Origin of the sequence: Paenibacillus faecalis, from assembly GCF_900289175.1 — a bacterium.
GTDB classification, from domain to species: domain Bacteria; phylum Bacillota; class Bacilli; order Paenibacillales; family Paenibacillaceae; genus Paenibacillus_AQ; species Paenibacillus_AQ faecalis.
In genome coordinates this window covers 1,528,720-1,549,260 of the sequence record NZ_LT985747.1, presented here as the reverse complement: position 1 = coordinate 1,549,260, position 20,541 = coordinate 1,528,720, and the positions used below count along the sequence as shown (strand labels likewise).

Annotated in this window: 16 protein-coding genes; all 16 read left to right on the top strand. The window is 44.7% G+C overall.

The features are described 5' to 3' along the window. Positions 1-31 precede the first annotated feature (31 nt). A complete protein-coding gene (gene eutM, locus C8268_RS07455) occupies positions 32-313 on the top strand; it encodes an ethanolamine utilization microcompartment protein EutM (RefSeq protein ID WP_106767085.1) in 282 nt (93 codons plus the stop codon). A 152-nt stretch (positions 314-465) separates the two neighbouring features. After that, entirely contained in the window at positions 466-747 is a 282-nt protein-coding gene (gene eutM, locus C8268_RS07450) for an ethanolamine utilization microcompartment protein EutM (RefSeq protein ID WP_106767084.1), read from the top strand. 252 nt (positions 748-999) lie between these two features. Beyond that, entirely contained in the window at positions 1,000-2,178 is a 1,179-nt protein-coding gene (locus C8268_RS07445) for a histidine kinase (protein ID WP_106767083.1), read from the top strand. Between the two features lie 4 nt (positions 2,179-2,182). Next, positions 2,183-2,953, top strand: a complete 771-nt coding sequence (locus C8268_RS07440) for a response regulator transcription factor (protein ID WP_106767082.1) — start codon at positions 2,183-2,185, stop codon at positions 2,951-2,953. A gap of 198 nt (positions 2,954-3,151) precedes the next feature. Next, positions 3,152-4,159, top strand: a complete 1,008-nt coding sequence (locus C8268_RS07435; RefSeq protein WP_234032694.1) for a DMT family transporter — start codon at positions 3,152-3,154, stop codon at positions 4,157-4,159. Positions 4,160-4,163: 4 nt separating this feature from the next. Then, complete coding sequence (locus C8268_RS07430) at positions 4,164-4,460, top strand: hypothetical protein (RefSeq protein ID WP_106767081.1); 297 nt, start codon at positions 4,164-4,166, stop codon at positions 4,458-4,460. Positions 4,461-4,780: 320 nt separating this feature from the next. After that, positions 4,781-5,713, top strand: coding sequence for an aldo/keto reductase (locus tag C8268_RS07425; protein WP_106767080.1), 933 nt, complete (start codon positions 4,781-4,783; stop codon positions 5,711-5,713). A gap of 32 nt (positions 5,714-5,745) precedes the next feature. Next, a complete protein-coding gene (locus tag C8268_RS07420; protein ID WP_106767079.1) occupies positions 5,746-6,450 on the top strand; it encodes a 4'-phosphopantetheinyl transferase family protein in 705 nt (234 codons plus the stop codon). Positions 6,451-6,541: 91 nt separating this feature from the next. After that, positions 6,542-7,207 (top strand): TetR/AcrR family transcriptional regulator, encoded by a 666-nt coding sequence (locus C8268_RS07415; RefSeq protein ID WP_106767078.1) that lies wholly within the window; start codon positions 6,542-6,544, stop codon positions 7,205-7,207. Next, positions 7,197-7,934: an ABC transporter ATP-binding protein gene (locus C8268_RS07410; protein ID WP_106767077.1), complete on the top strand. Its 738-nt coding sequence runs from the start codon at positions 7,197-7,199 to the stop codon at positions 7,932-7,934. Before C8268_RS07415 ends, C8268_RS07410 begins: the two co-directional genes overlap by 11 nt. Continuing rightward, entirely contained in the window at positions 7,927-8,625 is a 699-nt protein-coding gene (locus tag C8268_RS07405; RefSeq protein WP_106767076.1) for an ABC transporter permease, read from the top strand. The genes C8268_RS07410 and C8268_RS07405 overlap by 8 nt, the downstream gene beginning before the upstream one ends. A gap of 36 nt (positions 8,626-8,661) precedes the next feature. Next, positions 8,662-9,474 (top strand): DUF4097 family beta strand repeat-containing protein, encoded by an 813-nt coding sequence (locus tag C8268_RS07400; RefSeq protein WP_106767075.1) that lies wholly within the window; start codon positions 8,662-8,664, stop codon positions 9,472-9,474. 46 nt (positions 9,475-9,520) lie between these two features. Beyond that, positions 9,521-9,691: a hypothetical protein gene (locus C8268_RS22930; protein ID WP_199794823.1), complete on the top strand. Its 171-nt coding sequence runs from the start codon at positions 9,521-9,523 to the stop codon at positions 9,689-9,691. 59 nt (positions 9,692-9,750) lie between these two features. Next, the gene (locus C8268_RS07395; RefSeq protein WP_234032693.1) at positions 9,751-10,995 is read left to right on the top strand and encodes an MFS transporter; all 1,245 of its coding nucleotides are present in this window, start codon (positions 9,751-9,753) and stop codon (positions 10,993-10,995) included. Positions 10,996-11,034: 39 nt separating this feature from the next. Continuing rightward, the gene (locus C8268_RS07390; protein ID WP_106767073.1) at positions 11,035-11,748 is read left to right on the top strand and encodes a thioesterase II family protein; all 714 of its coding nucleotides are present in this window, start codon (positions 11,035-11,037) and stop codon (positions 11,746-11,748) included. 162 nt (positions 11,749-11,910) lie between these two features. Further along, positions 11,911-20,541: a non-ribosomal peptide synthetase gene (locus tag C8268_RS07385; protein WP_106767072.1), complete on the top strand. Its 8,631-nt coding sequence runs from the start codon at positions 11,911-11,913 to the stop codon at positions 20,539-20,541.

Genomic DNA, 20,541 nt, shown 5'->3' with positions numbered 1-20,541 from the left:
AGTCTTACAAAACGTTTAGGAGGAAATGAACATGAGATCAGAAGCTCTGGGATTAATTGAAACAAAAGGTCTGGTAGGCTCAATCGAAGCGGCGGACGCGATGGTCAAAGCGGCCAATGTCAGCTTGATCGGTAAAGAACTGGTCGGGGGCGGTCTTGTCACCGTGATGGTTCGGGGTGATGTCGGAGCGGTGAAAGCGGCGACGGACGCCGGCGCCGCGGCTGCACAGCGTGTAGGGGAACTGGTATCAGTGCATGTGATTCCTCGCCCTCATGGCGAAGTGGAAAACATCCTTCCTGCTGCTAAGGCATAATTCAAAAATTTAAAGCAAGCCTATGCTTTTAAAGCAGTTTTGCCAGGGAAACTAGCGCTGCTAAACAATCACAACTAAGCGAATGCTTCCGAAGCCAATTTTATTCGGTAAGCTGTCGCTATAGTCTCACAAAACTTTTAGGAGGTTTGAATATGAAATCGGAAGCTTTGGGTTTAATTGAGACAAAAGGTCTGGTAGGTTCGATCGAAGCGGCGGACGCGATGGTCAAGGCAGCCAATGTCAGCTTGATCGGTAAAGAACAGATTGGGGGCGGCCTTGTCACCGTGATGGTTCGGGGTGATGTCGGAGCGGTGAAAGCGGCGACGGATGCCGGGGCCGCGGCCGCGCAGCGTGTAGGGGAATTGGTGTCAGTGCATGTGATTCCTCGTCCTCATGGTGAAGTGGAAAGCATCCTTCCCGCTGTTAAGCTATAATTTATTCTATGTTCTGCAAACAGGCCGAAACCCGATAAAACGAGTTTTGGCCTTTGCATTTTTATCTGCAAAATCCCGCTTGCTGAACTTTGCCGAAACTGTGTATTTCTTTAAACATGGTTCTAAAGGGGGAGGGGAGAACCCTTTCTAAACAGGCTGAAAATTGCTATAATATAAACATATTATTTTGTGAAAACTTAGCGTGTAACGCCTGTTTTTCCGTTTATTTTCGGTGAAAGGTGCAACGAGTTTATGCAGAAAACTGATAAGCTGATCGCATCCAAAGTGTACGCCCGATACAGCGGCATCCTCTCCCTTTCCAAGTTTTCGCTACTGCTGCACGATATCAACGGAGACATTTTGTTGGAGTTTAACCCATCCCCTGACTTCTGCAGGCATATTTGCTGGGAGAATGAAACGCGGCCTTGCGCAGAATATGTGATGCGCTTTAATTCTGGCGAACAGGGGCGATTTGTTTGCTGTTACGGTCTGGAAAATATTTTGCTGCCCATTGTAGTCAAAGATGAGGTAGTTGGCTATATAACAGGGATGCAAGCGTATTCACGGGAGAGGGAATTTCAAAAATATCTGATTAACACGGCCGAATTGGCCGAAATGAAGGGGTTGGAATTGGAGGTTGTCGCGAAGGCGATAGCAGCTTTTCAAACCATTGACAAGGACAAGGCGGATATTCACGAACAGCTTTGCCATCATATCGCAAGAAATATTGCGCTCGATATCGCCGAAAGTACGCAGGATAACGCAAGGATCATCAATCGGTTGTCTGTGGAGAAGGAAATGCTAGAGAAGAAGGTGATTGATTTGGAGGCGAAAAATATGTCTCTTGTCATCAATCCCCATTTTCTGTTCAATACGTTGAATTCCATTGCCCGCATCGCCTATTTCGAACAGTCCCATACGACGGAGGAATTGATTTATTGCCTGTCCGACTTGCTGCGATACAATCTTAGGCAGGAAGACCAGCTTCATACCATTGCATCCGAAGTGGATAACATTGAGAAATATCTATATATACAAAAGGCGCGTTTTAAAAACCGCTTGCAATATGACATTTCCATTCCTGACGATATAAAGGCTTATCGCATTCCCAATATGGTCATTCAGCCTATTGTGGAAAATGCGGTGATTCACGGAATTACTCCCAAGCGGGACGGGGGAACGATTCGTCTACTTGCTGAGAAGTACAAAAATGATATCACCATCTCTGTTATAGATAACGGCAACGGGTTCTCGCCGGAGGTGCTTAAGGTTATCCATCGGCCGGACAGCAAGATCGGCGTAGGGTTCCGAAGCACCGACAGCCGTTTGAAGCGTTATTTTGGAGAAGAGTATGGGCTATCGATCGTGAAATCCGATTACAGTGGGAGTACGGTCAATATACGGATTCCTACCCAATTCAATGTGAGGTAATGCCATGAGCGTTGTCATGATTGTAGAGGATGAACCACTGGAACTGGAATTTCTTCAATCCATTGCGCAGGAAACACTGCGCGATGATGATCAGCTTCTTACTTGTGAGACCGGCTTGCAGGCGATCAAGCTCGCCAAGCAATATCGGCCGGATATTATTTTTATGGATATTACGCTGCCTGAAATGGATGGCATCTCTTCGTTGCAGGAGATTCGCCGGTTTCTCCCAGGTGCATGTGTGACCATATTGTCGGCCAGCTCGGATTTTTCCTATGCACAGGCCGCAATCAGCCTGCGGGTGCATGAATACCTGCTTAAACCGGTCAAGCCGGGAATATTGCGGCAAATGATTTGTAATGTGCTGGAGCAGGCCGCAAAGCCAGAAGGAAATGGTTTAATGGATGATTCTCCGATAGAACCAGTTCAAGAGCGTCAGCACTTTGTTGAGAAAGCCATCGATTATATTCAAGAGAATTACAAAGAAAAGCTGACCTTACAAATGGTGGCGGATCATGTGTATATGAACCCCCAATATTTTAGCCGCATATTCAAAAAGGAGATGGGCGTTACTTATACGGATTATGTGAACAGGCTTAAGATTGCGCATGCATGCAAACTTCTGGAGACTACCGGATATCCAGCTTTTCGCATCTCCGCGGAATGCGGCTTTACCGATCCGTCTTATTTCAACCGGGTATTCTGCAAGCAAAAGAATATGACACCGAAGGAATACAAAAAAAGCATCCTTACCCAGGTTCAAAAAAACGATCAATAGATGATTTTAAAGGAGCCTCCCCCCCGATGAGCTGTCGGGTGGGAGGTTTTTTTTCACTTTATCGTCCTAAAAGTACGAATAGTACCAGAATGGAGAAAAAGTGATTCAGGTAGTGCAACAATCAAGTACGGTTAGTCTCAATCGCAATGTCCACCTTGCTATACAATGAAAATAAATTTGCATAATAGAGGTGTGTGGATGATGAAGGAAGCAGTTGCAGCTCCTGTGGCTACGGCCGCCATGCTGAAACGAAAGATGGACGGTCGTTTTAGAAGAAATGGAATCGCTTACGGACTGATTTCCGGAATTACGTTTGGCCTTTACAGTACCGTCGTCGCCGTGGCTATGATGAAGGATCCTTTCCTGGGAGTCGTAGGGGCGTTTGCAGCGCCGCTTGTGGCATCAGCGATCAATGATACTCTGGCGGCGATCTGGCTTGTGATCTGGAACATTATGAAAGGAAGGACCAAAGAAATCGGACGCAGTCTGGTAACTATACCGGGGTTGATGGTTGCACTGGCCGCGCTGTTTGGCGGCCCGATTGCAAACGGGGCATATCTGGTCGGGATTGATATGGCTGGAGCGGCGGCTATCCCCATTTCGGCGCTGTGTCCGATGTTTGGGGCTATTTTTGCACGAATGTTTCTGAAGCAGAAGATTGATAAACGAGTGGCTATCGGCATGCTCATCTGTGTTGTCGGAGCGGCGCTCATTTCCTATGTCAAGCCTGAAGGAGGCACGGAGAATTTCACATTGGGTATTGTTTTTGCTCTGGTGGCTGCAGTTGGCTGGGGACTTGAAGGCGTATTTTCCGCTTTCGGCATGTCCATGATCGATTCCAATATCGCCATTACCATTCGTGAAGGCGTTTCCGGCATCGTTTATATTGCAGTGGTTCTGCCTCTCTTCAGCGCGACGGATCTTTTTGCTTCCGTGCTCGGCTCCGTATCGCCTATGCTCATTATTGCGATTGCGGCTCTGTTTACGGCAATTTCTTTCCTGACATGGTATATGGCCAACAATATGGTTGGCGTTGCCGTCGGAATGTCGCTAAACATTACATATGTGCTCTGGGGGGTTGTTTTTGCCGCTATATTCCTCGGTGATACGTTGACTCCGACGGTAATTGCCGGCGCAATTATTATCACTATCGGAGCGCTTTTGGTTTCGATGAATCCTATGGATCTGTTCAAGAAGGAGGCATAAGCAAATGGCGTTGTTACCGATCCGCTCCCGGGTGCTGCTCTTCATGTCCACTGTGCAGCAGGCAAATATTGATGATGCGATGAATGCTTTGAAAAGCGAATATGGTGGAGAACGGCAATTTACAAGGGAGAACTTTGTAGATCATATGTTGTCATTGCAGGCAAACGGACTGATTGATGAGGTTCATTATGAGTTGGACGCTAACGGAGAATTATGCATGTACTATGCGATCAATGACGAAGGAATTCGGACAATCCAGAAATATTTGCCCAAGAAGAAGCGGCTTCAGGGTTCTTCATAGAGGGACGTATTTCTTTAAGGATAATTAGAACGTATAATGAAATCATACACCTTAAAACCCCGATGAATTCATCGGGGTTTTTTTGGGCATGGGAGGGAGAAACAAAAGCCTTATGGTTGAAATCAATTTTGGAAGTAGCTTAAGATAAATTTAGAGACGAGGTGAACGATATGAGAAAATACGAAGTTTCCGCCGGGAAGTTATTGCAGGAATTCATGAAATAACAGCGGAAATAGGCTCTTTATTTTAAAATCAGCTCTTGCCTTGTTGTTTTTTTATCTTGTCTCCTACAAATCAAGAAAAAGAAAGGACTGGTAAGGATGAGTAAACGCACACAAATTGGACAGACAGGCATGTTTGTCAATCCGATTGGATTGGGTACGAATGCGGTTGGCGGTCATAATCTTTATCCTAACTTGGATGAGCAAGCAGGAAAGGAGCTTGTGCGGACAGCGATCGATCAGGGAATTAATTTTATGGATACCGCTTTTATTTACGGGCCAGGCCGTTCTGAAGAATTAGTCGGAGAAGTAATTAAAGAAACGGGAGCACGCAGCGAAATCATTCTTGCAACGAAAGGCGCGCATAAAATGGATGGACAGGATGTTGTATTTGATAACTCTCCAGCATTTTTAAAGCAATCCGTTGAAGATAGCTTAAAGCGGCTACAAACCGACTATATTGATTTATATTACATTCATTTTCCGGATCAGGATACACCGAAAGATGAAGCCGTTGGCGCATTAAAGCAATTAAAAGACGAAGGAAAAATCAGAGCGATTGGTGTTTCCAACTTTTCCATGGATCAGTTAAAGGAAGCCAATAAAGACGGCTATGTCGATGTGTATCAAGGTGAATATAACTTACTGCAGCGTTCCGCCGAGAAAGAATTGCTTCCATACGTCAAAGAGAACAATATTTCATTTGTACCGTACTTCCCTCTGGCAGCCGGGATATTGGCGGGAAAATACAATAAAGATACGGTATTCAACGATCTTCGTTCTGACATGCCGCATCTGCAAGGAGAGCAATTTGTACAGAACCTGGAGAAAGTAGAAAAGCTGCGGAAGCTGGCTCATGATAAACAAGCAGAAGTGGCTCATATTGTCCTGGCATGGTATTTGACGCGCGATGCTATTGATGTCGTTATTCCAGGCGCCAAAAGAGCTGAACAAGTATTAAGCAATCTGAAAACATTAGATGTTCATTTAACCGATGAAGACATTCAGGAAATAGACTGTATCTTTCAATAAATTGTAGTGAATTTAAAAGGAGGACAAGCCGCTTGGAGATTTATGCCGTCAAAGTTCCTGAATTTATCAATCCTGTGGTTTATCATCAATTACTTAAGATCGTTGATCAAAGTAAACAACGGAAAATTGAAAAATTTATGAAGAAGGAAGACAAGTATCGTGGATTACTATCCGACCTGCTCATTCGACGCTTGGTTGCATGTAAAACATCAAAACCAATTCACAGTATCAAATTTGTTTATAATAAATTCGGCAAGCCATTTATCGATGATTGCGACATTATGTTTAATCTTTCTCATTCAGGTAAGTGGGTGGTTTGTGTATTGGGTGAAACCTGTGTTGGTATTGATGTTGAGGAAATTACTCCGATAGATTTCAATATTTGTAAATATGTTTTTTCAGAACAGGAATATCAACAGTATTTACTGCAGCCCCAGGAGTTACAAAAAAATTTTTTCTTTGACATTTGGACGTTAAAGGAAAGTTTCGTTAAAGCATTAGGATTAGGCTTGTCTATTCCACCGAACTCCTTTTCCATGAACATAAATAATATGGATGGCCATATTTCAATTGTACAAAACATATCTAATGATACTTTTTATTTTAAACAATATCTGCTTGAAGACACCTATAAATTGTCCGTTTGTTCTGTTCGACAAACATTTCCGGACTCCTTTGAAATGATTAATGTGAATGAAATTCTATATAACCATCCTATCTCCATTTTTGAAGTGTGAAATGGATCGGTGGAAAATACACATATTGACAGCTAAAATATCATACTTTATTCTATACATACCAACGGTCGGTATGTAAGAGGAGGTTACTATGGCCAGAAACAAATACCCCGAGCAAACATTGGACCAGATTTTGACAGTTTCCACCCGGATGTTTACCGAGAAGGGATACGAAAAAACCAGCATTCAGGACATTATTGATGAGCTTGGCATATCTAAAGGAGCCATTTATCATCACTTCAAGTCGAAGGAAGACATTTTGACGGCGGTGATGAAAAAGGAGCTTGGGCGAGCTGAGAACATGTTCATCGAATTAATCCGGAATACGCATGCACCCACTGCAAGGGAGAAGCTGGTTAACATTTTGGAAAATATCATTATCGATCCCGGCATTCAATCCAACTCCATTGATCAGGTATTAAGCACACAGATTAAGAATCCGCAGTTTGTCCTGGCCGGAATTAAGAAGGGGGTGCAGAAGGATGCTCTGATTATTGCCGATATTATGCAGGAGGGCAAACGTGATGGCTCCATCGTTGTTGAGTATCCCTTGGAATGTGCAGAAATTTTCATGCTTCTGGTTAACATTTGGATCAACCCTCTGCTCTTTGAGCGGAACCGCGAGCAGACGCTCGAGCGTCTAAAGTTCTTACAGCATATGATGCGGCTCATGGGGGCGGACATTGTAAGTGATCAGTTGATCCAGCGAATTACGGATCGCCATGCCCATACAGGAGGCTATGTGGATGTTGAGTAACGGTATGATTGTTGAGGCGAAGGGCTTAGTCAAAACCTTTGCAGGCCGGGAGGTTATTCGGAATTGTTCAATTCATCTGCCACAAGGTAAAATCTATGGTTTTTTGGGACCTAATGGAGCGGGAAAAACGACCGTGATGAAGATGCTGACGGGATTGCTTAAACCAACCGCAGGAACTGCAAAAGTCCTCGGGATGGATATTTTGACCCAAAGGGATCAGGTATTGAGCCGGATAGGAAGCCTGATTGAAGTTCCTGTTTTTTTTGAACATTTATCGGCCCAAAAGAATCTCGATCTCCATCTGGCTTATATGAATATGGAAGAACGGGATGCTAGTCAGGTTCTTGAGATGGTAGGTCTGAGTCATACAGGTCAGCAGCCGGTCTCTACATTCTCGCTTGGCATGCGCCAGCGGCTTGCCATTGCTAGGGCGATTGTGCACAAGCCCCAGCTATTAATTCTGGATGAGCCAATCAATGGACTTGATCCGTTAGCCATCCGCGAGATGCGGGTTTTGTTCAAAAGTCTGGTGAATGATCATGGAATGTCCATTCTTATTTCCAGTCATATCATTTCGGAATTGGAGTATATTGCCGATATTATTGGAATTATTCTTAACGGCACCGTCGTTTGCGAGGAAACCATGACAGACATTCAGGCACAGTTTGAAAATGGGCTGGAAGAATATTTTTTCAAGGTCACGAACGGAGGGACAGAGAGTGCATAAACTCATACGTCTCGAGCTTCAGAGGCATCGGATGCACACCTATGTAAAGGCGAGTATCTTGATTTCACTCGGGCTTGTTGTTTTTATTTATTTTATATCTTATGTAGCTCAGGTGGAAAAGGAGCCTGATTTCCAGACATATCCGAACATCTTCCTGTTTACTTCCATTATCAGCATGATTTGTTTTTGCATCTTGTCTTCGGTCATATATTCGCGGGTAGTCATTGAGGAATACGCCGGAAATCGGCTACTCTTGCTGTTTACTTATCCGGTCAATCGAAAAAAAATGCTGTTGGCTAAAATTATACTGGTCTCCGTTTTTTCCATGGTAGCAATGATTTTGGGAAGTATTGTGCCACTGCTGATATTCAGTGTAACTGAATCATTTGTACCCATTGTCAATGACCGGTTATCTCTGGATTTGTTTATATCTATGCTTTCAACGATCTTTGTACTGATCGTCAGTGCGAACGTAATCAGTCTCATTGCCATGAGAATCGGTTTTGTTCGAAAATCGACGCCTGCTGCAATCGTATCTTCTTTCTTGTTATGTGCGATTGTTGGGAATGCTGTTATTGGCAGTCTTCAAAACAGTTTGCTTTTGCTGGTTCTCACTGTCATATTGATCGTTGCCGGTACATCTGTTGTCATTGAGTTGATGCAGAGAGTTCATACGATGGAGACAGATTAGACGAAACTTATATCCAAGAATCGGGGGATAAAAGATATGCAGATGAGCAGCGGACTTACCATTCGCAAGCAGGAAGTTATCGATCAACCCGTTACACACTTTCATGTTTACTGGCTGTCAGGAGACATTCGAATCTTCCCCAGTAAGGACGAGTCGATCCATGTTGTACAGCTTGCAGGCACCCGTTATCCTGAACGAAAACTATTGGAAGTGTCCGTACAGGGCGACAGACTGATGATTTCTGACGGGAGAAAAAAAGGGCTGCCTATCGGATTGAACCTCGGTAGGACGGAGCTTGAAGTCCATGTTCCGAACAGACTTTTCGATGCCTTGATGGTAAGCATGACAGGAGGGAATCTATTTATCGACACTATTCAAGTCCTCCGTTGTCAGTGCAAAATCACTTCGGGGAATGCAGTATTATCTGGAGACATCAAGGAGCTTGAACTCCATGCCACTGGTTCGAACATTACCGGAAAGGATCTTAAGGTAGAGAGGCTCAAGGTTCAGTCTACCGCAACCAAGGTTCAGATGTCCGGACAATTCCTTCAAGTTGAAACTACGAACTCGGGAAGGGGCATAAACTTGGAATGCCTGACGATGCCAGAAAGCATAAATACGGTGTCTACTGGTGCAAAAACCGTAATTGCTATCCCAGACAATGAGGGATTTGAACTTCTGCTAAATCAACGGTCAGGTAAATTCAAAAATGAATTTCATGTAACAACGATAAATGGAGAAAAAGGGCGATATGTCTATAAAAATGGAACCAAAACGATAAGGATTGATATTCGGGGAGGCACTGTCCACTTGAAAGCGATAAAGGGTAACGATCACCCGGATACCTAGGAACGAAATGAATTTCAGGTTAGAGAATAGAAGGAGGGTTAAGAAGATGGCAGGCTGGATCGTGGGGATTACCTTTTCTGTCATTGTGCTGCTGATCGGTATTTGGGGGTTGCTGGATAGCCGTCGAAAGCGGGTCAAGAACAAATGGGCGGGGTGGTTCATTTTGTTCGGGATCTGTGCAATTATTAGTGCCTTTATCAATTATCAATTCAGGTAGACTCGCGATGAATGTGAGGAGGGATTGTTATCAAATTAGGATTTAGTCGTGATTTTAATTTGATCCTGATTGGACAGATTATTACCTTGTTCGGAAGCTCCATTCTTCGTTTTGCTTTGTCGCTGTTTATTCTTGACCTAACAGGTTCAGCTGAGATTTTTGCATTGCTGTTGGCAATTTCAACATTGCCCACCATACTACTGTCTCCCATAGGAGGAGTAATTGCTGACCGAATGAATCGCAGAAACTTAATGGTTCTGTTTGATCTGATCAGCAGCATGGTTACTGGAGGCTTACTGGTTTTTCTCTATTTGAGTCAAGATATGGTACCGCTGATCGGGATTGTTATGACGATTCTGGCCTTAGTGAGCACATTTTACCAACCGACAGTACAGGCAAGCATACCGGTATTGGTTGAAGAGAAGGACCTGATTAAAGCGAATGGCGCAGTCTCTGGAATCAATGCAATCACCAATTTTGCGGGGCCTGTTTTAGGAGGATTGTTATACGGCTTTACAGGCATCAAGATGATTGTAGGCATTACCTTTATATGCTTTTTAATAGCCGCGATCATCGAGTGCTTTATCAGGATGCCCTTTACTCCAAAGGTACGACAGCACGGTACTTTCAAAACAATCGTTATGGATCTGTCGGCTGGTTTTAATTATATTCGTAAAGACAATCCGTTTCTGTTGAAAATCATTCTGATCGCCGCTTCCATCAACCTGTTTATTACGCCGCTGTTTCTAGTGGGTATTCCCTATATTGTTAAAGTGCTGATGAATATGGATGATCAGTATTTTGGCTACACCCAAGGGGGAATTTCATTAAGCATGATTATGGCTGCTGCGGCCATAGGCTGGATCGCGGGCAAGCTCAAGGTGAGTAATCTGTACATGTGCTTTCTAGGCTGCGGAATCATATTTATTCCGATGGCAGGTGCTATTTATCCGACCTTCCTGAGTGCAGGTGACGTCCCCTTTTTGGAATATATCGTGTTTTCCTTATGTGCCATGCTAATCATGTTTGTTCTTACTCTGGTAAACATATTTTTCACTACTCTACTGCAGCAGCAAACACCGAATGCTCTACTTGGCAAGGTAATGGCCATTCTTCTAACCATTTCGACATGCGCGGTTCCGATCGGTCAAATTGTAATGGGTACATTGATGGATCAGTTTACAGACCGCTTATATATCCTCGTCTTGGCGATTGGGTTTATCACAATCATGATCTCCATCATTATGAAAAAACTGCTGGTGTTCCGTGCAAAGAGAGAAGAACCGCTGACTTCCAATGCTTAACATAGATTGTAATCCAGTGGGAGGGGAAAGAGTACAAAAATGAAAAGGGTCCAATTGTTTTGCTTGCCTTATGCTGGGGGGAACTCATCCATGTTCCATGATCTAGCCTTGGGCTTATCGGACTGGATTGAGATCATTCCTGTTGAATATAACCATGTTATAGATATTGAAAAAAATGATACTTTTGATGAAATGCTTAACGAGGTAGTTACACAAATCATAAGGTTAACCAATGATCAGCCCTTTGCTATTTTTGGTTATAGCATGGGTAGCTTGATCGCTTACGAAGTCTATTATGAGATTGTCCGGCGAACAGATAGAAAACCGATACACATGTTTTTTGCAGCACATGTACCGCCTAACCGACATGTTCCCTATGATTTTGATGATGTAACGGCGCGGAAACGGCTGGAGGCTAACCTGAAAATCATGGGATGGACTTTGCCCAAAACGGAGTATCAGGATTTGCTGGACTGGGTAATGCCTAAATTTCTGGGCGATCTCAGGCTATACTCCCGGTATAAGTACAAGGAATCCAGAGAACTGATTAGCACCAATATCACAGTGCTGTTTTCCGATCAGGAGAATCAACAGGGGCAAATCTATGACTGGGCTGCTCTGACCTCGAAGTTTTGCATGTATCATCATATGGGCAATCATCACTTTTTTATTCACACCGAGGTGAAGGATGTAGCAAAAAAGATAAATGAGGCAATCACAACTGAATTGATACAGCCGATTCTGAATGTCTAAAGCTAATATATAAGATTATTTGACAATATGGAAGATTATGAAGGAAAATCTCTTTTTCTGAAGAATATGGTTATTTAAGACTATATTTTGAAGTTAGAGATTTTTTTTTGGATTTATTTAAAATATTCAAAAAATGTAATTTCTCGAAAGGAGAGAGAGTGCATGGTCGAACTTAGGCACGCTTTCAGATTTAGTTTGGAGGAATCATTGTCACAACGGATCAAGCATTTCTGTGTACTTCATCATGTGGATATAACCCGCTTATATGCCGTTATATGGGGTTACTATCACAGCCTCATGACAGGTAATAATGCTGATGTTAGGATTAAAGACCCTTCCGGGACTATTTTCCCGCTAAATATCCAAGTTGATATGGAGAAGTCTGTGTTAGACTTTTTAAGTCAAATTTTTGATGAAAATCTAAAGAATGTTTCTCAATGGGATCATGCTTCCGATAATATGAACATTTTGATGGATTTATCAGGAGGTATGAGAACAGGCGACGGACATGATATAACTGCGGCCATTAGTCAAGAAATGGATCTCTTTTGGATTGCATATCGTATTCATTCGGATTCCATCACTGAAAGGATGCTGGAACGAATACATTTACGGTTATCCACAATAATCGCGCAGATGCTACATAATACATCAGTTGCTCTTAAAGAAATCAGACTGATCGGTGAGACTGAGATGGAGGAGGTATTGGCTCAGTTCAATGATAATTACAGCAACAATTGCAAGGACAGAACTTATATTGAGTTGTTCGAGGAACAGGTGGACAAGCATTCGGACCACATTGCTCTGGAATTTAAAGAAGAGACTCTAACTTATAGGGAGTTCAATTCAAGAGCTAATCGTGTTGGACAAATCTTGAGGGAGGCAGGAGCAAAGCCGGATGTCATTGTAGGGGTTATAACAGACAGGTCGATTCCGATGATGGTTGGTCTATACGGGGTGTTAAAATCCGGTGCAGCTTATTTGCCTATTGATCCGGAACTACCTGTTCAGCGTATACATTATTTATTGGAGAACAGTAAAGTGTCGGTGGTGCTGATTGAAGAGAAATATCGGGGAATTCTAGCTGCGAAGGAAGATATCATTATAATTCCATTATCCATCGGGGATGAAGGACGGGCAGACAATTTGGAGCATATATCAGCCCCAGGTAATTTGGCCTATGTCATTTATACTTCGGGAACTACAGGTTTTCCCAAAGGGGTTATGGTTGAAAATCGGAATCTGGTCAACTTTACCCAATGGATGCTGCAGGATGGATTTTCGCCAGAGGATATTATTTTACATAAAACGACTTATGCTTTTGATTTATCTATTTGGGAAATTTTTGTGGGATGTTTGGCTGGTGCCAAAGTGGTGTTATTACCCAAGGAAGATGAGAAAGAGCCTGTCCAAATCATGAAGGCCATTAAGGAATACAAGGTGACTCGTACATCCTTTGTACCTTCTGTATTGGAAGAGTTCACGCTGATAGCTGATTGGGACGATCTTTCATCACTGAAGCGCATTGTGCTTTCGGGAGAGGCAATGCCGCTAGAGTTGGCCAAGCGTTTTAATGAGGGCTCCAGAGGAAGAACTCAGCTAGTTAACTGTTACGGTCCAACCGAGGCTACCGTATTTGCTACATCCTACATGATTCCAACGGATGAGTGTCTGGATGAGGTGCATATTGGAAAACCAATATCCAATACTTCTATTTATATCATAAATGACAATGGGATCTGCGGTGTAGGCATGCCAGGGGAATTATATATCGGAGGAGATGGAGTTACCCGAGGTTATATTAATAAACCAGAATTAACGAAAGAACGATTTGTAGACAACCCATATATACCTGGCGAGAAAATGTATCGTACAGGAGATCTGGCATGTTGGATGGAAGGGGGGACGCTTAAATATTTGGGAAGGCTCGATGATCAGGTCAAAATTAGAGGTTATCGGATCGAGCTGGCTGAGGTGAGCAGCAAGCTTCGCAGCATCGACGGTGTATACAATGCTGTTGTGATCAAGAGGGAAGATTACGGTTATCCGTATTTATGCGGTTATGTTATAGGTAGCGATACATTGGACACTCGTCAGATCAAAGAAAAATTAAGCGAATTTATGCCTGAATATATGATTCCTTCGCAAATTCTTAAACTGGACAGCCTGCCCGTAACCAAAAATGGAAAGCTGGATAAACAGGCGCTCCCTAAACCGGAGTTCATAAGCTTAAAGGCCTATGTGGCTCCAAGCAATCCATCGGAAGCTGGACTGATTGCAATTTTTGAGGAAGTGCTCGGTATCTCGGTCATTGGTATGGATGATAGTTTTTTTGAATTAGGCGGCAATTCTTTGAGGGCAACAAGGCTTGTGAATTTAGTAGAGCAAAAATATGGGACAAGGCTAGCGATTCGCGATGTGTTCAATGCCCCAACAGCACGTCAGTTACATCATTTGATCACAAATTCTTTTGAAAAGACTGATATCTCATACGAGCCGCTTGAAGTGCAGCAGTCTGCCAACAGCAGCTATCCTATGAGCTATACACAGAAGAGGATGTATATCATTCAGCAGATGAATGCGGACAGCGTGGCCTATAATGTTCCGTTTGTGGTAAGGGTCGAAGGCAAGCTTGATTTGAACCTTCTATACGATGCATTGAGTCGGTTATGCCAGCGCCACGAATTGTTAAGAACCCGCTTTACATATGATCAGGGCCATTTTCAGCAGGTAATTGAAGATGAAGTGGAGCTGACACTAAGTTTTTCAAAAGGTAAACAGAATGATCTGCCGGAACTGCTTCGAAATTTTGTACAGCCATTCGATCTGAACCAGGCTCCATTGATGCGTGTGGAGATGATTGAGATATCTGAAGACACTACGTTTCTGATGTTTGATCTTCATCATATTATTTTTGATGACGGGTCCAAAACAATCCTTCTTCAAGATTTGGCTCGTTACTACAATAGAGATGAACTGCCGCCACTAAAGGTGCAGTACAAGGATTATAGTTCTTGGCACAATACACGAGATATGCAGGCTCAAGAAAGCTATTGGTTAGAGCAATATGCGGGTGATATTCCGGTCCTGGATCTAAAGACCGATTACCCAAGACCCCAGCAGCAAAGCTTCGAAGGCAGCAGTATTACGACTTATCTGAACACTGAAGTAAAAGAAATCATGAAGCAATGGAGCCGGAATAGTGGAATGACAGAATATATGATTCTGTTATCCTGCTTTATGTATCTGCTTAGCCGCTACAGTCGGCAGGATGAAATCATTGTTGGCAGTCCCATTGCAGGCCGGGTACATCCGGAAACCGAGCATATGTTGGGCATGTTTGTGAACACTCTAGCAATGAAGGGAAACCTGCGGGAGGAACAGACATTCCGTGAATTATTCCATCAGGTGCGTGAGCAGTGCCTCAAAGCATATGAGCATCAGGAATATCCGTTCGAACGATTGGTAGAGAAGACGGGGGTAGAACGTGACCCTTCCCGGAATCCTTTATTTGATGTCATGTTTGTACTTCAGAATCATGAAAAGACCCCAGTCTCTATCGGCGGGCTGGACTGTTCTTTTGTTTCTACGGACAGTGTTGCAGCTTCTTTTGACTTAACTTTAAGCGTCGAGGAAGTACCCGAGGGATATGCACTGAACTGGGAGTATTGCACATCTCTTTTCCACGAAGCGACGATCTGTGCGATGGCGGAGCATTTTAGTCATGTGGTTAAGCATGCATTACAAAACCCGGATCAGAGGATCACTCAGATAGAGTTATTGAGTACAGATGAAAAAAATAGGATATTGAAAGCATTTAATGATACGGTATTTCCCCTTCCGGAACAGCAGACAATCGTTACATTATTTGAGGAGCAGGCGGCTAGATCCCCTGAGCGGATTGCTGTTGAACATGAGATGAAAGCCCTTTCTTACGGAGAGCTAAATGCTAGAGCTAACAGCGTTGCCCAAAGGCTAAGGGATCTAGGAACCGGTCCGGATCAGATCGTAGGTCTCGTACTGGAGCGATCGATTGAAATGATCATTGGCATGATTGGAATTTTGAAGGCTGGAGGAGCGTATCTGCCCATTGATCCTAGTTATCCGGTTGAACGTATCCGCTACATGCTTCAGGACAGCCGGGTCCAGTGTATATTGACAGGTCACGGAAGTGAAAAGGCTGCGGTATCTTTACATGAAATGACGGTCATTAATCTTCTGGAAAACTCGGAAGTCTCCGAGATGAATGCTGAGCCGGTGGCGACCCCTGAGCACTTAGCTTATGTGATTTATACTTCAGGGACAACGGGAACACCAAAAGGAGTTATGATCGAGCACCGGAATGTTGTTAATCAATCCATCTGGCAGATGACAGAGGGCAACTATGGTCCGGACAGTGTCATTATTCAGAAAACAACGCATGTTTTCGATGGGTCGGTGTGGGAAATATTCCCTTGCCTGCTTGCGGGCAGCAGGCTGAGAATCGTTAGTGATTGGCAGCATCAGGACCCAGAGCAATTGCTTGAGCTAATGCCCTACAGTCACATCGCCCTGATTCCTTCCATGCTGCGGATCGTATTGGAGTATGCAGAGGCACACAACAAAGTAGAGCCATTAATGAATGTGGAAAGATTATACTTAGCAGCCGAGCCCGTAACATTGGATTTACTCCAGAAATACGAAGGCTTAACCGGCGGGAGCATCGATAGACTTAGCAATTTATATGGACCTACCGAGGCGACGGTTACGGCAACGGCTTATTACTTCAAAGAGGGTGACCAAACCAGCCGTGTTCTGATTGGCAAGCCTATCTTTAATACGCGAGTATATATTCTTAATGGTGACCAGCTCTGCGGCATTGGCATGCCGGGTGAACTGTGTATTGCGGGTGCAGGTGTGGCAAGAGGTTATTTGAATCTCCCGGATTTGACCGCTGAAAAGTTCGTTGATGACCCGTTCTACCCGGGTGAGCGCATGTATCGTACCGGTGATTTGGCGTGCTGGACCCATCAAGGTGATATTGAATTTCTGGGGAGAATCGGTGAGCAGGTTAAAATCAGGGGTTTCCGGGTTGAGATTGGTGAGGTCGAGAGCAGGCTTAGACAAGTGGAAGGTGTACAAGATGCGGCGGTGATATCGCTAGAAGACAAGGGCGAGCTATTTCTGTCAGGCTATGTTGTGGGCCAAAATCTCCCAGACATGCAGGATATCCGAACAGGCTTAAGCGAAATACTACCGGCTTACATGGTCCCTTCTTATATCACAGAATTAACGAGCCTTCCGTTGACGACGAATGGCAAGATTAACAAACGGGCTTTGCCGAAGCCCCATATAGAAAGAGTCAAGGAATCAAGTGAGGCAGGGAATGAGATAGAGGCTGTAGTCCAGGAAGCCTTCAGACAAACGCTGGGCATTGAGCATGTGCATCATGATGATAGTTTTTTTGATCTGGGAGGACACTCGCTCCGAGCCATGCGTCTGATTAATTTTCTGGAGAAACGCCTGAATCAAAGACTAACATTACGTGAGATTCTCACGGCCAAGACTGTCCGAAATCTATCCCGGCTCATTATGACAGCTCAGTCAACAAGTCACTATGATCCGATTGAAGTGCAGCCAAGAGAAGGCAGCTATCCTATGAGTTCTGTTCAGAGAAGGATCTACCTCATTCATGAAATGCAGGGCGGCGACATCACGTATAACATTCCATTTATGTTCAAGACAGATGCACTGGACATGGAACGTCTGGAGCGTGCCTTTGTGAGACTGTGTCAGCGTCACGAACCGTTAAGAACCTCTTTCCATTCGAAAGAAGGCGATTTTCTGCAGATCATCCATGATCAAGTCTCGTTCAAGCTTGAGCATGTCGAGGCAAACCAGAATGATGCCTCTGCTATGATGCAGCAATTTGTCAGACCGTTTGACTTGACTGCTGCGCCTTTATTCCGAGCCGGGGTCAGTAAGGTGTCCGCAGATGAACATATTGTGATCCTGGATATACATCACATTATTTTCGATGAGGGTTCCAAAAAATCGTTAATTAGTGATTTGCTGCATCTGTATAACGGTGAGGAATTGCCAGAGCTGCGGCTGCAGTATAAGGATTATGCCGTCTGGGAGAGCAGACAGGATCTGAGTAAGCAAGAGCAATACTGGCTGAAAGAGTTTGCCGAAGAACTGCCGATACTGGATTTGCAGACGGATTTTCCTAGACCGCGCCAGCAAAGTCATAAAGGGAGCAGCATAGATTACTTACTTGATACCTCATCCAGTGAAGCTATAAAACAGCTGGCTAGACATCATGGTGTTACTGAATATGTGGTGTTGATGTCGGTATTCATGCTGCTGATGAATCGATACAGCAGACAGAATACGATTGTGGTAGGAAGTCCTGTATCTGGAAGAGTACATCCGGATACGGACGAAATGGTTGGCATGTTTGTTAATACCTTAGCAATCAAGGGAATTATTCATCCAGAAGATACGTTTCTTACATTTGTACAGCAGATTCAAGATAAGGTCCTGGCTGCAGGTGAGAATCAGGAGTACCCGTTTGATGCGCTGGTAGAGAATATCGTTCCGGAGAGGGACCCTTCGCGGAATCCTATTTTCGATGTTGTGTTTGTATCTAATGACCAGCAGCTGGAGTTCTCAGCAGGTACTACCCGTCTTCTTCCGATGCACTCCTCCAGTCTGGCATCCACCTTTGATCTTACAGTAAGCATGGCTGAGACGGGTCAAGGATACACACTGCATTGGGAGTATTGCACGGATCTATTCCGAGAAGAAACGATAAAACGGATGGCATCACATTATCAAGTTCTATTGGCTAACGCATTGTCGAATTCACAAAAAGAGATGCGGCTCTATCCAATGCTCACTCCACAGGAAGAGCATTTCATTCTGAACGAGTTCAACGCAACAGATACGGCCTATCCATCCGATCGGAGTATGGTGGACTTGTTCGTAGATCAGGTCACCCATACACCGGAGAAGCTCGCCGTGGTCTCAGAGGAAGAGCAGGTAACGTATCGAGAGCTGCATGAGCGTTCCGGTCGGCTGGCAAGCCAGTTGCAGGCATTGGGCGTGAAGCGTGGTGAATACGTCGGGATTATGGTGGAGCGGCAGGTAAGCACGATCGTAGGCATCCTGGGAATTTTGAAGGCTGGGGGAGCCTATATGCCGATCGATCCGAAGTATCCGGAGCGGCGTGTGACCTATATGCTTGGAGACAGCGGAACCAAGGTCGTACTGACCGGGGAACGGGAAGTGCCGTTGCTGGCGGATGAGGTCGAGGTGGTACAAGTATCCCTTGGGGCGGTCGCTGGAGGAACGTGTGAAGCTGTGGAAACAGAAACAGATATAGAGGCTGGTGAGGCCGGTTTAACTGGGGAAAGGTTCGAAGCAGGACCGGCGAAAGCAGGGGACGTCGCTTACTTGATATACACATCAGGTACTACAGGTGAACCAAAAGGAGTCATGATTGAGCACCGGAGTGTGAACCGGCTGGTGAAGCAGACGAATTATGTGGACTTCACGGATGTTCGAATTTTGCAGACCGGGTCGTTGTCCTTTGATGCGTCGACGTTTGAAATATGGGGGGCGCTGCTGAATGGAGGCACTCTGTTCCTGATGGAGGAAGAGATCCTGATGGATCCGGTGAGTCTGAAAGAGGCGATTACCCGTTATGAGATCAATACGATGTGGCTGACGGTCTCCTTGTTCAATTATATTGTCACGGAACATGTCGAGGCTTTTGATCCGTTAACTCAGCTGATCATCGGTGGGGAGCAGGTGTCATCGCGTCATGTACAGCTTCTGCGAGAGAGAAATGGGGATATCCGTTTAGTTAACGGATATGGTCCAACCGAGAGCACTACATTTGCCGTCACGTTTGATATAGGAAAGGGCGGATCGGCGCCGATTCCGATTGGCAAGCCGATCTCGAACACGCAGGTGTATGTTCTGAATGAGAGCGGATTATGTGGAATCGGTGTACCGGGAGAAATATGCATTAGCGGTCCGGGCTTGGCCAGAGGTTACCTGAATCAGCCGGAGCAGACAGCGGAGCGGTTCCTGTCCCATCCTCTGCTGCCGGGACAGCGGATTTATCGGACAGGGGATCTTGGATGCTGGCGAGCCGATGGGAACATTGAATACCTTGGACGATTGGATCAACAAGTAAAGATCAGAGGCTTCCGGATCGAGCTGGAGGAAATTGCTGGCCAGTTACGAAAGTTCCCGGATGTTCAGGATGCGGCAGTTATGGTATGGGAGGAGAATGGAGAGAAATTTCTGTGCGGTTATATAGCAGCTACTTCCAGACTTGATCTGGCTCGTGTCAGAGGATACATGGAAGAGGAACTGCCATCTTATATGGTTCCATCTCACCTGGAACAATTAGTCCAGCTGCCGGTAACAGCCAATGGCAAGCTGGATCATAAGGCTTTGCCCAAGCCTGACTTTGCTACTTTATCTGGAAAAATATATCATCCCCCTACCGATGCGGTCGAGACGGCTGTTGCTGAAGTATTCAGGGAAGTATTGGGTGTTGATCGGATTAGCATCGATGACAACTTTTTTGAATTGGGAGGGCATTCGCTCCGGGCTACCAAAGTGGTCAATGCGATTGATCAAGCGTTAGGAGTGCGGCTTTCGCTCCGTCAAATCCTAATGGAAAGAACAGTACGAAACCTTTCTCAAATCATACGAGCAAGACTAGAGGATAGCCAGAATCTGCCGTCGACTTCCATGCACTCACAAATTGCAATTGCAGTTGAAGAGGAGGATTGA